General features: G+C 51.5%; 11 protein-coding genes. 10 read left to right on the top strand and 1 reads right to left on the bottom strand.

The genetic code is table 11. The annotated features are described in order from the left end of the window. Position 1 precedes the first annotated feature (1 nt). Genes ACR3FE_RS23910 through ACR3FE_RS23870 form a run of 9 tightly spaced genes read left to right on the top strand, consistent with a single transcriptional unit; the run spans position 2 to position 12597 of the window. Positions 2 to 1321, top strand: a complete 1320-nt coding sequence (locus ACR3FE_RS23910) for a hypothetical protein (protein WP_458210355.1) — start codon at positions 2 to 4, stop codon at positions 1319 to 1321. Positions 1322 to 1328: 7 nt separating this feature from the next. After that, complete coding sequence (locus tag ACR3FE_RS23905; protein ID WP_458210354.1) at positions 1329 to 1973, top strand: CIS tube protein; 645 nt, start codon at positions 1329 to 1331, stop codon at positions 1971 to 1973. Continuing rightward, the gene (locus ACR3FE_RS23900) at positions 1974 to 3032 is read left to right on the top strand and encodes a phage late control D family protein (RefSeq protein WP_458210353.1); all 1059 of its coding nucleotides are present in this window, start codon (positions 1974 to 1976) and stop codon (positions 3030 to 3032) included. After that, a complete protein-coding gene (locus tag ACR3FE_RS23895) occupies positions 3029 to 3673 on the top strand; it encodes a phage baseplate assembly protein V (protein ID WP_458210352.1) in 645 nt (214 codons plus the stop codon). Before ACR3FE_RS23900 ends, ACR3FE_RS23895 begins: the two co-directional genes overlap by 4 nt. Before the next feature lie 16 nt (positions 3674 to 3689). Continuing rightward, positions 3690 to 3983 (top strand): PAAR domain-containing protein, encoded by a 294-nt coding sequence (locus ACR3FE_RS23890; RefSeq protein WP_458210351.1) that lies wholly within the window; start codon positions 3690 to 3692, stop codon positions 3981 to 3983. Between the two features lie 7 nt (positions 3984 to 3990). Beyond that, positions 3991 to 4389, top strand: a complete 399-nt coding sequence (locus tag ACR3FE_RS23885) for a GPW/gp25 family protein (RefSeq protein WP_458210350.1) — start codon at positions 3991 to 3993, stop codon at positions 4387 to 4389. A gap of 3 nt (positions 4390 to 4392) precedes the next feature. Beyond that, on the top strand, positions 4393 to 8226 hold the full coding sequence (locus ACR3FE_RS23880) for a putative baseplate assembly protein (RefSeq protein ID WP_458210349.1): 3834 nt from the start codon (positions 4393 to 4395) through the stop codon (positions 8224 to 8226). Beyond that, the gene (locus tag ACR3FE_RS23875) at positions 8210 to 10300 is read left to right on the top strand and encodes a putative baseplate assembly protein (protein ID WP_458210348.1); all 2091 of its coding nucleotides are present in this window, start codon (positions 8210 to 8212) and stop codon (positions 10298 to 10300) included. The genes ACR3FE_RS23880 and ACR3FE_RS23875 overlap by 17 nt, the downstream gene beginning before the upstream one ends. Further along, positions 10297 to 12597, top strand: coding sequence for a phage tail protein (locus ACR3FE_RS23870; protein WP_458210347.1), 2301 nt, complete (start codon positions 10297 to 10299; stop codon positions 12595 to 12597). Before ACR3FE_RS23875 ends, ACR3FE_RS23870 begins: the two co-directional genes overlap by 4 nt. Positions 12598 to 12659: 62 nt before the next feature. Here ACR3FE_RS23870 and ACR3FE_RS23865 read toward each other — a convergent pair whose 3' ends face one another. Then, entirely contained in the window at positions 12660 to 13832 is a 1173-nt protein-coding gene (locus tag ACR3FE_RS23865; protein WP_458210346.1) for a hypothetical protein, read from the bottom strand. A 141-nt stretch (positions 13833 to 13973) separates the two neighbouring features. Here ACR3FE_RS23865 and ACR3FE_RS23860 point away from each other — a divergent pair. Then, a partial coding sequence (locus ACR3FE_RS23860) for a pentapeptide repeat-containing protein (RefSeq protein WP_458210345.1) occupies positions 13974 to 15655 on the top strand: 1682 nt, incomplete at its 3' end.

The raw sequence follows: 15655 nt of genomic DNA, 5'->3' as shown, positions 1-15655 counted from the left end.
AATGCGAAAAACCGCACGACAGATAACCTTCGTCCAAGGACAATGCTGGGACGAATCGACCGAAACTACCAACGCCACGCCCATCGTCCTCACTCCGTTCACAGGGGTACTGAACCTCTTTCTAATTCCCAAACACGAGAGGTTCTCGAAACTCTCGTATCTTGCTCTTCAGCCGCTTATCGTTAATGAACTCACCGAAACGGTAAGGAAAGCAACCAACCCCTCCAGCCAGCATACTTCTAAGAGCTATCAACCAGACATAATTACGGAGCAAACGATTACAAACAACATTCCGTCAATCACGCACCTCACGGCCGCTCGTATAGTGAAACGGCCTGCTGAGGAACGGATAGGCGGGAAATGGACAGATAGGTTACCAACACGTCGGCAATCGCCAACGATGGTCACGAAAACCATCAAACGAACAGGGCGAACCCCATCGACCGCACTCCCCGCATCTCGACGACTCATCGGTGAACGAAAGACAGAGAATTTCGCTCAACGAGCAGACCACCAGGCATCTTCCAAAAAGTCACAAATAGAGAAAACGGGGCGTCGGTATGCGCCACTCTTGGATTTCACTAAACCGAGGCAGGACAAACCGACCGAGAGCACCGATAATCGTTGGAGGAATTCACCTCCGGTGGACGTTACAGGTGAGGTCATCAGAGCAAGAGAAAGCGATGATGTCAATACGCAAGTGGTCAGTTTCGGAGAGGAATATAAGCCGAATCCCACGAGAGCGGACAATCGAACGGAAAGCAAAATCAGAGAGAAAGTGGTGGAACCATCGGAGCAGCGTGACCTTCATGTACCACTCAGGACGCAATTTACGAACTCGCGACTTCAGCCCTCAGTCGAGAAGACCGTAACACATCACGAACAGATTCAGCCACTGACCTCACATACGACGATGACGGTTCTCGGGGCGGACGGCGACGAACCTGTTCACAACAGTGAACCAGACAATCAACGAGAGCACGCTCCGAAGATGGAAATCACCCCTCGTTTCAGTCGAACAACCGGTGATTTTCAACGCCATCCTCAAATGACTGTTAGAAATGACCGAGCGCGTCTTGAATCGAGTGAGCGTTCAGGAAGCGAGACTGCACATACCAACAGACAATTAAATTCTACCACTTCCCAAAAGAGCCAGGGTAACGACAAACATGACAATATAGAAGGGTTAGATATATTATCACTGGCATCGATTGACAATCAGCCAATGGAATCGAGTAGAAGCATCGACCGCCTAGTCGACCGGTTATACACAAAGTTTGAACGAAAAATCCGAATCGAACAGGAGCGACGGGGGCACTGAATGAAAGATGCCTGATGCGACTGACTCGGAGCTAAAGAAAGCGATCATCCAAGTTGAGGGTGGGAAAAAGATCCCCGTCAAATTCAACCCGACGGAGTACAACTTGGATAAGTCGACAACGTTTGCAGACCAGAGTTTACCGGGGTTCACGTCCCCCGTGACACAATTCGCGGGCGGGGAAGCCGAGACGCTCACGATGGAGTTGTTTTTCGACACCTACGAGGAAGATGAGAAGGACGTTCGAGTGAACTACACGGACAAAATTGACGAACTCCTCCAGGTCGAGGGCAAACGCCACGCACCGCCAATCTGTCGCTTCATCTGGGGCAAGTTAAACTTCAGATGCGTCCTGCAGAGCGCCCAGAAGCAGTTCACGATGTTCCTCCCGGAGGGAATTCCAGTTCGTGCTCGCGTGAACGTGACATTCAAGGAGTACAACCCTCCGGAGTGGCAAAAAAAGAAGAACCCACGGGGATCCGCAGACAAAACGAAACTGCACCGAGTGACCGAAGACGAGACGCTCTGGCTAATTGCAGCCGCAGAGTACGGTGACCCTCGACGATGGCGGCCAATCGCTAAGGCAAATGGAATCACCAACCCTCGAACACTCCGTCCAGGAGACGAACTCATGATACCAACACTGGAGGCATAAATGAGTCTCGCAGCATTTCGAGAGAAGTACAACGATTTCTATGTCCCTCGATTCAAGATCGATTTGGCGGGGACGGAACTCACCGAGGCCAGTGGTATCATTTCAGATCTCTCAGTCAGCACCAGCCACTCCAAGGCAAACCACTTCTCATTCACGCTCAACAATCTGTTCAATCCAGAAGAAAGCCAATTCGAGGACATCGACTGGGAATTCCTCGAGACAGAAGGCGTTACAAAGATTTCGATGGGGTATGGAGACGCACTTGAGCCGATGCTTGTTGGAAAGGTTGAATCGGCAGAGCCGGAGTTCCCAGCGAACGGTGTTCCAACCATCGGTGTGAGTGGGTATGGACGGTTGCATGAACTGATGAGTGGAACGAAAAGCGAAACATGGGACAAAGACCCGAATCCAGATCGGGTGACGGACGCTGCCGTCGTCGAAAAGGTACTCGAAAGAGGCGAGTACGGTTTCGACGAAGTGACCATCGACAAAACGGATCTTGAACTTCCGCGGATCGTCCAGGACAACAAGACAGATTACGACTTCCTCACGGAGCGCGCTAAACGGTATAACTACGAAGTGTTCGTTCAACGCGACAGTTTTGGGTTCAGAGCACCCCGAGACGGCGAACCGCCGAAGGTACAGCTCGCGTATGGTGAATCGCTGCTGTCATTCTCACCCCAACTCAATAAGACCAAAGACGTCAAAGAAATCAGAGTCGAATGGAGTAATCGGCGAGGCAGAAAGAAGATCGAAGCCTCCGTCAAGGGGAACGACCCGAACGGAGAGACGAAGGTTATACGCACACCGGTGGAATCAACAGCCGAAGCTAAACGGAGGGCCGAATCCGAGGACGCTCGGATCCGTCAGAATCGGGTTCGAGGGAGTGGCGAGACGATCGGGTTGCCGGAGCTTGTCGCCGGGACGACAGTGCAGCTAGACGGCCTGACGGATCGATTTAGCGGTACGTACTACATCGAGAGCGCAGACCATTCGATTTCAACAGGCGGGTACACTACGTCATTCCAGGCTCGCTTGGTTCAAGAGGTGGCGTCATGAGCTTCGCAGAGCCTCCGGACGAGATGGGTAACGATGCGATTCGCGGCGTGGCCAATGGAATCGTGACCGATAACAAAGATCCAGACGGGATGGGGCGGGTCAAGCTGACGTTCCCGTGGCGGGCTGAAGACGGCGAGAGCTACTGGGCTCGCATGGCGACGACGATGGCGGGCACAGAGCGGGGAACCTACTTCCTCCCCGAGGTGGGTGACGAGGTACTCGTCGCCTTTGAAGACGGTAACATCCACTATCCATACGTGCTCGGAGCACTGTGGAGCAGCGAAGAGAGACCACCCGAGGACAACGCCGATGGGAAGAACGACGTCCGGACGATCCGGTCACGGAGTGGTCACGAGATAACATTGAACGATTCCGATACCGCCGGTAATATCGAAATTACAACGAACAGCGGACACACCATTGTCCTTGATGACTCCACAGGGAGTGAAAAGATTCACATTGCGGATCGGACGGGGAAGAACACGGTTGACCTTGACTCCAACACAGGGTCAATCGACGTGTCGAGTGCCGCCACCGTGAATGTCGAGTCGACGATGATCAACATCAAGGGAAAAGGAAACGTGAGCGTCGAGGCCGGAGGTATCCTGACGCTTAAAGGATCGATAGTCAAAATAAACTAAACAACACGAGACATCTATGCCACCAGCTGCACGAGTAACAGACCTAACAAGTCACGGAACACCACTTGCAGGATCAGGAAGTTTCAACGTACTCATCGGTGGATTACCTGCTTGGAGAGCGCTCGCCGATTTCCATACCTGTCCACTCACACCACCGACACTTCCACCCCATGTGGGAGGGGTCGTAACGATAGGGAGCCCGACAGTGTTCATCAACAACATGCCGGCCGCCAGACAGGGAGACATGGTTGTCGAGGCAGGACCACCGAACACGATCACCATGGGATGCCCGACGGTGCAAATCGGATGAGGGACTCATGATGGATTCAGACCAAGATTTCCTCGGAACAGGATGGCAGTTTCCAGTCGAGCCCGACAGTGCAGGCGAGATGGAGATTGCAACCGCAGAGAGAGATATCAAAGAATCAATCCGAATCATCCTCGGAACCTCGAAAGGTGAACGTCTCATGCGACCAGAGTTCGGTTGCGGAATCCATGACTTCGTCTTTGCTGCGCTCAACACAGCGACGGTGACCATGATCGTGACGAGTGTCGAGGAGGCACTCATCGAGTGGGAACCCCGAATCGAGGTTCGAAACGTCGATATCACCACTGAAGAAATCAACTCAGGAAAGCTCCTCATCCATATTGAGTACCGAATCCGTCAAACCAACACGGAGGACAATCTTGTCTATCCGTTCTACCTCAACGAGTGACCAATGAAACAGTTTCCACCACCGCAAGTCGATGGACGTCGACGGGATGCCCTCCGTGAGGAAGCAATCGAGCGAGCGAAGAGTTACACGCCCGAGTGGAATCCCGAGTCAGGCGACGTCGGCTCGGCACTACTCGCTCTCTTCGCAGAAATCACAGAAGACGTCACCGAACGCCTGGATCGGACACCGGAGAAACATCGAATTGCATTCTTCGACGCCCTCGGCTTCAGTAGAGAACCGCCACAGCCTGCGCGCCTCCCACTCGTCTTTCAGACTGCTGAGGGCGTTCCCGAGAACGTCACAATCCCATCGGGGACACAGACAATCTCCGAGCCCGAGGGAGACGAACCTGAGCAGACCTTTGAGATCGCCGACGGAGAAGGATTCGAAGCTACACCTGCACGTCTCCAGAGGGCATATAGCGTCTATCGGGATGGCGATGCAATCTTCGAACACCAGCCGGGGGCACAGTCTGGTTCCACTCCTCGGTTGTTCAAGGGGGAGAACAAACAATCACACATGCTATATTTCGGGCACGGGGACTTTTTTAATTTGAAACCCGGAACGGAGTTCGAGGTGCGAATCAACGCTCAAACCCAGGAGAACGTGTTTGATGAACTCCAGTGGACGTACTACGGGACAAAAGAAATCGATGGAGAACCAGTCGAAAAATGGCATCAACTCTGTCTTAAACCACGAGATCTGGATGAGGACGAAGACGAATTGTCAACTGAAGGTCAGACGGTGCTCAGTTTTACTCTTCCAGAAGGTGGTGAGTTCGTGGAGACGACGATACCGAAGGCCGATCCAGCGGCAGCCGACGATGAAACGACAACCGCTACTGAATCCTCAGAGGGAAAACCGGACGCTACTGTAATTGAGTCAAGATGGATCAGATGCGAGCAACCACCGGAAGGCAGACCCGAAGGACTCTTTGGCGTACAGGTCACCGACATCTCACTCTCGCTGACAGGGCTGTCCGGAGACTTTACGCAGGATAATAATCCACTAAAAGAAAAACTGGAAGAATTTGTCGATGGGGAAACTCAACAGCTAGGATCTCTTGAAGGCACTACACCGGATATGCTCCTCGCGAACGACGTCCCCTTACCGCCGAATGAAGAATCCAAGAAAAATTCATCGGAAAAGATCTTTCCATTCGGAGAGGTTCCCCGTCCACTCGACGCGTTCTACATAGGTTCCGATGAGGTGTTCACAAAGAAGGGGGATAGAATCCTGATGACTTTCAAGGAGATGGAAGATGGTTCTGTTCTAGGAGCCCAAGAATGTGAAGACAAAGATCCGCCACTTAATCGGTCTTGGGAATATTGGAATGGTACCGGCTGGGACTATCTGCCGAACCTTGACGACTCCTTTGTTTCCGAAGGCTGGGTAGCCTTTGATCTCCCAGAAGATGCTGAGGGAACAACCGTTGCTGGGCATGATGGACACTGGATTCGAGTTCGTGTACTGGAGGATGGTTACGTCTGTTACGAGGAAACACCAAATAATATCTGGAAGATGATCGCAGAGGTTGTCCCACGCTTCAGTGAACTGCGGCTGTTTCACATGAATGGGTCTTCAGCGAACTCATCTAGCCAATCCGACCGGCAGATAACGCGATTTACGTCGGGAGGGAGTTCTAGCGATGAGGCACAACAGATCGTACTGTCCGACCCTCAGCACGTTGTTGCGTATAACAATCTCACCTACGGCGAAGACGAAGCCAACCGTCTTGTACATCAGACTGAACCGCCGTTTAGTCCGTTCAGACGGCTCCCCGATGAGACACAGACGATCTACATGGGATTTGACGGTGTACTCGATAATGGGCCGATCCAGCTGCTGTTCTCAGCAGCGGAGAAAGCATTTCCGGACGACTTCTTCCCGCGGGCTCGCTGGGAGTACTGCGAGAACCCTGCGACGGAATCATGGGAACAATTAAACGTCGAGGATGGAACAGAGAGCTTCACGCGTCGCGGTATCGTCAGTCTTGTCTTTTCAAACCCGACGACTGCGTTCGAGAGATTCGGACGCAGACTCCATTGGATTCGCGCCCGACTGGCAGGAAGTCAATTCGACTCAGTAGACGAGAAGGTCAGAGTACCGAGTGGGCAGAAAATAGTAATTTCTGACGTTGATATAGAAAAAGAAAAAGCAGTCATTCGGAATATAGGCGTACAGACCGTTTGCCTTGATGATTACCAGCTTGCGTTTGAGGACGGCGATCAGATTGGTCGGTTCCGAAGTGGTTCAGCGATTCCTCCTGGTGGAACCCTCACCGTGGGGATTACAAAAGACGCAGATGACTCTATAGATCTCATACTCGATTTCGGAGATTCATATGACACTGATGAAGCAACCGATATAATCGCATTACAGACGTCAGAGGGAAAGACCATAACGTACTACCGAAATGATGAATCTGGTGCATTACCGACGGGTGATCTTCCGAATAGTGAAACCGATGCCCAATCAACTGGAGAAGACGAAAACGATGATGAAGATGTCGAAGCTAATAGCTCAGGCCCAGCAGCGGATGAACCCCCACGTTCATCCGGTGCAATGGAACCCCTCGTGCTCGCGACGGATCCGACACCGACGAGGTCGCCACCACTACTCCGCGGGCTCTATCCGAACGCGGGTTGGGCAGATAACGTCCGCACCATAACGGACGAACTCCTCAGATCAAGCGATGGGACACCGAACCAGACGGTTGCGTTCGCGAACACGCCAGCAATTGAAGAGGCAGTCTGGATCGAAGAACTGGCTGCCCTCTCCGAAGACACGAGGGAAGAACTGAAGCGTGAACACCCAGATCACGTGGAAGAGCTAACGGACGAGAGTGGCACTGTTACTGAATTTTGGGTTCGCTGGACTGCGGTCGACAACTTCGTCGACTCAACAGCGGATGCACGACACTACCTTATCGACCGAACCGCGGGAATGCTCACCTTTGGCGATGGTGATCGTGGAATGATTCCGCCACTAGGAGACGATAACATCAGAGCGAACTATCGAACGGGAGGTGGTGTCGACGGGAATGTTCGGACAGGCTCTGTGACCGCTCTGACTAGCGCACTTCCTTTCGTTGAATCGGTGATCAATCCAGAACCGGCAAGCGGTGGTGCTGACGCGGAGACGACAGCCGAAACACTCGATCGAGCGCCTCGGGTACTCAAAGATCGAAATCGGGCGGTCACAAGAGAAGACGTCGAACGGATCGCCTCAACTGCGTCGAGAAATCTCGCCCGCGTGCGATGCATCCCTGGTATGGATCAGCGCGGGAAGTCTCGTTCTGGATGGGTGACGGTGTTGCTTGTCCCACGAACCTATGAACCAAAACCAGTGCCGTCGCCGGAGGTCACCGACCGTGTGGAGGCCGCGTTGCATGAACAGGCACCTGCGAGTCTCACGCGACCCACTCCCGAACGTATCGTTGTTCGCGGGCCAAGCTACATCAAGGTAGTTGTCGACACTGACCTCGTAATCGACAGGAGAAGTGTATCGAGCGTATCCGCGGTTGAGGAAGCGGCGAACAGTCGGATTAAGGCATTCCTTCATCCACTCACCGGCGGTTCAAATGAGGAAGGATGGAGATTCGGTGAGTTGCCCTGTCTCTCGGACTTCTTCGGGCTCCTCGAACGCGTGGATGGTGTCGATCACGTCCAAACCTTGAAAATCATATTCCATGGTGGCCAGACCAGTGTCTCGGTCACAGAAGGCGACCACCTCCCAGAGGTTGCTCAGGATACGCTCGTATTCAGCGGAACACATAATATACGAGCCAAAGGAGAAGAAGGGAACGACGACACAACTGATGGGGATACAGTCTAACATCATGAGCCTCAATATACCAGAACTAGACGACCGGGAGTATGCCGAGATCATTGAAGAAGCACAGAAGCGGATTCCGGTTTACTCCAAGTCATGGACCGATCACAATGCCTCCGACCCAGGGATCACGATTCTCGAGCTGCTGTCATGGATTGCTGAGACGTATTCGTACCAACTCGATCAGATTACCGACGCTCATCAGCTGAAGTACCTCGAACTAATGGGTGAGAAGCCGAGACCACCAGAACCGGCCACTGTCAAGCTCTCGATGACCCCCCCGGATGGCTCGGGAAGTGTGAGGCTTGAAGAGTCAACGAAGCTTGTAGCGACGGATATGACTGATGTGATCCAAGGATTCGAGACGACGGAAGATGTCGTTCTAACCGAGGCTCAGCTCGAACGAGTACTCACTGATGGACGCCACGGTCGATTCGACAACTCAGACACAAATAAGACAGCAGGGATGTACTTTCTCGCGTTCGGAGAGTCTGCAGCACAGGGCAACGAACTCTATCTCGGCTTCGAAGGTGACCCCTTCACCGCTGCCGACACGCTCTCGCTTACAGTGACGCTCCACGAGGAGGATCTCCCTGAGCCTGCGACACATGGCGAATTCACGGATTCGTGTAATGAGGAGAGCGAGTTTGAGCCATCGGTTGAGCTGGTCTGGGAATATTGCGACGACCATGATAACTGGCATCTCGACGAAGCATGGGTTCCACTGATAGTCGAGTCCGATGAAACTTATCGGTTCTATCGTAGTGGCGACGTGACATTCCGACGGCCTGAGAATGACACGTGGCAAGAAAGTGGAGGTGCCCTCTTCGGAGAGAATCGCGCGTATCGTTGGATCCGATGTGTCGTCAAAGAAGATGGATATGAAGTGCCACCACCGGTCGATTCGATTGCGGTAAATATCGTGAGAGCAGACCAGAGGTGGACAGTTGAATACGAAGCGGACGATGAAGACAAACTAGGGGAACCTCTCCGTAACCCCGACGGTAAGTCGGAGTCAACAGGCCAACCCGGTCAGATCTTCGCTTTCGAGCGCAGTCCGATACTTGATGAGGGACTCACAATCCGTGTCGGAGGTGAACGGTGGGATAGGGTAAATCACTTCGACATTTCGACTCCTGAGAGCAAACACTACGTACTGAACCACACACAGGGTGAGATTCGATTTGGAGACGGAGTCCGTGGGAAGATACCCCCAACAGGAGCCACGATCTCTGCGACAAGCTACGTCGTGGGGGGTGGATCCGAAGGAAACGTCTCCCAAGAAGCCACGTGGGAATTCGAGGACGCTACGTCCCAGCTAGTAGATGGATTGTTGAATCGATCTATATCAGGAACGCTATCAGAGGTATCAGTGGAACCTGTAGAACCGGCGGTGGGAGGAAAAGATGCCGAGACTCTCGATGAAGCCTTCGATCGGCTCTCGGATGATCAGCACGTCCCGTACCGGGCAGTTTCACCGGAAGATTACGAATATATCGCCCTACATACACCAGGACTTCGATTCGGTCGGACAACTGCACGCATCGTGAAACGAGACGTGCCCGAACCCTGTGAACCGCATTATGAAGTGCAAGTGATTGTCGTCCCATTCAGCACGGTCGACGAACCCGCACCGAGTTCGAAGTTTCTCGAGACAGTCGCGGAACACATAGAGAGACACCGCCTCTTGACAGATCGCGTTTCAGTTCACGGCCCCTCCTATGTTACTATCAGTGTGAACGCTGAAGTGCGCCTCGATCCGAACTATTCGATCGACGACCGGATACGTGCTATCGAGCAAGGGTTAGATACGTTCCTTCACCCGCTCGAAGGGTTCGAAGGCGATGGCTGGCCGTTTGGGCGGTCGCTCTTCCGCTCGGAGCTCTACGAAGAAATCGAAAATGTTCCTGGGGTCGAATGTGTGACCGAACTCAGAGTTGAGGCTCAGAATGAACGAGGGTTTGATTCGGAAGGAAACGTGATCATCGACGAGACAGCACTACTCTCACCTGATGATCACAACATCGTCGCCCAATACGATACACGGAGTACATCGCGTCCCGGAGAATGTAAATGAGCACTGAATACACCGTTATCGATACACGAACTCCCGAAGGTTGGCAAAGCTGGTACCAACAGAACGTCAAGATTTCCGATAGTGGAGTCGAGCTCTCACGGGAAGACAGTCCGACGTACGTGTCTCCCAAGTATATCGAGACCGACGACATCTGCGCAATCGACGTCGACACCGACCGATGTAACTTGCTCTATCTCCTCGGAGGAGACGGTGAACTCTATCGTTCAGATCCGAGCCAGACAAGCTTCAATCGTCTTCCTTGCTGGGAGGAAGATGACCGTCACTCACCAACAGGATTCTGTATCACGAAGGAAACAATCTACGTCATCGGTTCGTACTCCAAATCCGACGATGAGGGTGACACCAGGGAGAAGGCACAAAAGGAAACTACTGCCGGACAAGATAGTCAACAGACCTCACAAACCGATGAGATGGACAACTGTGAAGCCGATAACGACGAATACAATAGGGGATACGTGGAGGTCATCTCTGCTCACCTGTGGCAGACACGGTGGATAATCGACACATTCGACGAAGAAAAGCCGTTCGAGAATCCACTTCGTGTTGTCACTGGGCAGTCGAGTCGCGAGGTCTTTGTCCTTGACAGCGGACATGGTGACGGACAGGGATTCGTTGTCGGTGTAGGAGAGGACAAAACAACACGACTCGTGGCCTCAAAGCTTCACCGCCCGGTAGATCTGACCGTAGATGATCGTGGCGATCTCTACATCCTCGATATAAACGAACAAGGATATTCCGTTCTCAAGCGGTACGCCACAGCTGCACATACCACTTCTTCGGACGATAGGGCTACAAAAGACGAGGACGATGAAAGCTCGGAGATGCCGGAAACTTCCGGTCAACTTTGTCTTCTCGATGATGCCGCTAGTCTCGAAGCGATTCAGGAAGGAGTGCTTGTTATCGGACTCGCCCCGAAAGCAACGTCCGAAAAGACGCTCCTAAGGTATGATGTGAATCGCGGCAGGTTTGAGCGGCTCACCGGGTTTAAAAAGAGTTGTATCCGACTTCGCCGCGGACATAAAAGAGGGGCAGATTCTAAAGAACTGTACGCCATCAGCGGTGACTCAAATGAAGTCTGGCTTCTCAATGCAGCGTATGCAATTCAACGCTGGAAAGATACCTATGCAGGCCGATTGACTAAGCAATTCGATACGGGTACGATCGTGCCGGAGTGGTACCAAATTAGCCTTAAACTGAAAAACGAACCCCCTGAAACACAAGTCAGACTTTTCTATGCGACCTCGACCGAAGAGTGGTCTGCTGGAGACGACATTTCATGGAACGAAGTTCACGAATCAAACCAGAGCGAAGCGCTCGTCCCATCGGAGGGGAACCGTTTTCTCTGGGTCAGGGTCGACATAGCCGGCAGTCAATACGCATCACCCATTGTTGAGTCGCTTCGGGTCTCCTATTCGCACGATTCGTACCTGCGGTACTTGCCGTCGATTTTCGTAGAAGACAAAGCAAGTGCAGAGTTCTTGCAGCGTTTCTTAATGATTTTCGAGAGTTCCTTTGCGGAGATAGATGACGAAATCGCAGCACTAACTCGCTATTTCGATCCACGTTCCGTTCCGGGAGACTCTGTGTCATGGTTAGGGAGTTGGCTCGCGGTTGCAGAAGACGATTCGTGGCCCGAGAAGGCCAAACGAGAGCTTATCAAAGAAGCGCCCTATTTGTTCAAACGTCGTGGAACGAGGAGAGGACTGCTGAAGTTGCTCGATATCTATCTCCGTGGCGTGCCAGTGACTCTAACTCCGACGATCAATGACCCTGGCCTTGAAGAGAGTGATTCAAATACTGACAATCAACGCTCGATGGTCGGGACGTCGGGATTCGACTGCCGAGGACAGATGGAAGCCAAAGACCGAGATTGCACCTCCGAGAGTAACCACGGCCATTTTGTTTCACTTCTCGAATATAGCGACATCAGCGAAGAGACAACGAACGAAGCTGTTGCACCCTTCAGGAGACTGCTTAGTTGTCCACAGGAATTCGCCGTATTGCTCGGCCCAACCATCAGCAACGACACACGCGCGACGGTTGAGCGAATCATCGACTCCGAGAAGCCGGTTCACACCACCAGTCGAGTAGTCTCGCTGCAGAAATATGGTCGAGTGGGTGACCACATGTATCTTGGAGTCAATAGTCGGTTAGAATCGCAAGACTTCGTTGTAGATGAGTCAAACCTCGGCAAAGACTCGAAATTGACTGAGCGGGAGCGTGGTGGACAACTCGGAGTGAAATCAAGACTTGATGAAGATGTAGATTTGTCTTGAGGCCTGAGATGAAGCCCCCTTGTAGCAATTTCCCAATCTACTTGGCCTGTTTTGCTGTGTAGTTATTGGTCACTTGACTCATCAGATTGCTCGTACTCTCCACCCTTCTCCTCTATTTCCCCTTCGTCGAAACGGTCGCAGAGGTCATCCAGCTTCTCCTCGAGTTCTTTAATTCGGTCGTTTTGCTGATCCACCTTATCCTCTAATTCCTCTAATTCCTCTAATTTTTCCTGACGAGCGATTTTGTCCGATGCTTCAAGAACCACTCTGTCCGGATCGGTCTTCGCGTCTACTGAGATCGTTCCTCTCGGTGAAACGATATCGACATTACCCTTCTCAGTCCCTACGTTGTTGACCGTTTTCAACGCCTCTACTTCATGTGGATTATCGAAGTCTGTGACATGCTGTGCGATAATAGCGTATAGCATGTCATTAGTATAGACGAGCGGGGATCCGTAGTATGGATCGTCGACTAACTCCCAGAGGCCGTCCTTTCCTCGTTTTTCATATCGACCGAGAAAGAGAGACGAATCATCGCTCCGTTTGCACTCAGCGGAGTATTCATCGTAGTAGGCTCGTGCCATGGTCTCTAACGCAGAGTAATCTGATCTCTCACACTCTTCTTTAGAGGGGAATTCAACTTCGGGTACGTCCTTGTCTTCTTGTGGCTCATCCTCTGTGTATGTTACCTTGAACTTCTCTACAATCCGATTGTGGCAACAGTCCTCCTGACAGGCGTTTTCCGAACCAGGAACAGGAACCAATTCGGTATGGCATTCTTCGTATTCAAGAAACAGATAAATTGGGTCATCTTCAGGAAGAGTCGGTTCGTTGGTGCTGCGGTTCTTGACAACGACTGACTCCTTTCCAGTCACAGTGATTAATCGACCATGATCATCAAGCGCAAGTCCTGGCTTGATGGTCGCCTCCAGCCGATTGCTTTTCGATTTGATGTTCGTTGCTAATCCGCAGACCAGGCCCTCTCCCAGAATGGATTTGGAGACATCGTGCAATCGGTTTCTGTGGTAGAGTTGCTCTGTCTCCATGTCCCGAGCAGTCATCAGCTTCCCGTGGAAGTAGTGATTTCGCTCAGGAGACCGGAGATCGGTTCTTTGTGACTCTGTGTATTGTTCTTGTGAACTCATCGTATCGACTTTCCTGGATACCATTCTACTTGATAGTGCATAAAGTTGAGCCAATTTCGATTTTGAAACCTCTATATCGAACTGTTTCATCGGAAACCAGCTTATGTTCTATGATTAATAGAAATTAAAAATGTACTTCTCTAATCACTATCTAAAATGTGTCTTATGCATTTAGAGTGTAGGAAGTCAATATGTAGATAATTATAAATGTACAGGGAATGTTCGTTAAGTATGGGTTCGAGCAGCGACAAGCAGCGGTGCGGTTTCAAAGTGGAAAAGAAGACAGTGAATGGAGGCGGGAAAAAGGACACGCTACCACCCGCTAAATTGAAATACTGGGATCATGGTTCTGATGAGAACACGGCACACTGTGTTCGCCCAAAGTGGGGTGGCACAGATCATTGTATCTGGCACGCAAGTGCGATAGAAAACGAAAAGTCGGTTCAAAATCTCATAAATAGATTAGAAGAAGAGAAAAAAGAATCAGACCCGGTATTCCTTGATGGCATGGACTTACAAGGACTAGAACTTACCGACAAGCTCAAATTGTCGAATGTCCGAGCCACTGAGGCGAAGTTGGATCGAGTGAACCTAAACGGATCAGACCTCTCTAACGCGAGTTTACCCTATGCCAGCTTTAGTGGAGCAACCCTCTCGGGAGCAAAATTAGATGGGGCAGATCTCTCTTACATAAAAATAACCGAGGATGAAAATGATCCCAATCTTGATCTTCGGTCGGCATCTCTCAAAGGGACAATGCTCGCAGGTGCAGTACTGCCAGGGATAGATCTCTCGGACGCAAACCTCTCGGACGCAGATCTCTCAAAGGCAGATCTCTCAGGGGCGACTCTTGCAAAAGCGATCCTCAATGGAGCGAACCTCTATGACTGCACCCTCAGGGGAGCAGATCTCTCGGAAGCCTCATTTGAAAGTGCAAATTTAAAAGAGGCTAGGTTGGATAAGAAGGACTCAAAGACTACGGATCTCTCGAACGCCAAATTAGTCGATGCGGTTCTCTCCCAAACAAACCTCGAAGATGCAGATCTCAGGTTTGCCGACTTCACAGGATCGAATCTCACAGGGGGAACAAAGCTCACCGGGGCTAACCTCTCTGAGGCAACCCTCTCAGAGGCGCATCTTTCGAATACGGATTTATCGAACGCGAACCTACAGAGCGCCGATTTCTCTGAGTCACGGCTGGTGAACACCACTTTCAACGGTGCAGAACTTTCGAAGGCAGTTTTCACAGGAGCAAACCTCGCCCCCGATCCCTTGGATGATTCCACGAGGGTGGACTTCACTGAGGGATCGCTTACCGAGGCCGATTTCTCTAAGGCAATATTATACAAATCTGACTTTTCAGGGGCAAACCTTTCGAAAGCGAATCTCTCTGAAGCTAATTTGTCGGAAACCATCCTCAATGATGCGGTTCTCGAGTATGCAGATTGTAGCAACGCGAACTTCTCTGGAGCAACTCTTGTTACGGATGTAAGGTTCTCCAAAGCGATCCTCGCTGGAGTGAACTTCTCGGAAGTGAACCAAGAAGCTCAGTCGGAGTATGGGATGAGTCAAGAGTCTCAACCGCCTGGATACGAACAAGAGCAACCAACTGGATACGAACAAGAGCAACCAACTGGATACGAACAAGAGCAACCAACTGGATACGAACAAGAGTCTCCACCACCCGAACAACCGACCGGATACAAAGACCCAAAACAACAATCCGATGATGAGGTGAGTCAAGACTCTGAGCCACAATCGGAGTATCAACAAACTCCACCAAAAGACCAAGAGGAGTATCAACAAACTCCACCAAAAGACCAAGAGGAGTATCAACAAACTCCACCAAAAGACCAAGAGGAGTATCAACAAACTCCACCAAAAGACCAAGAGGAGTATCAACAAACTCCACC

It is taken from the genome of Haladaptatus rarus (assembly GCF_054177585.1).
The sequence above is the reverse complement of the archived record's forward strand: the minus strand, read 5'-3'. Positions and strand labels throughout refer to the sequence as shown.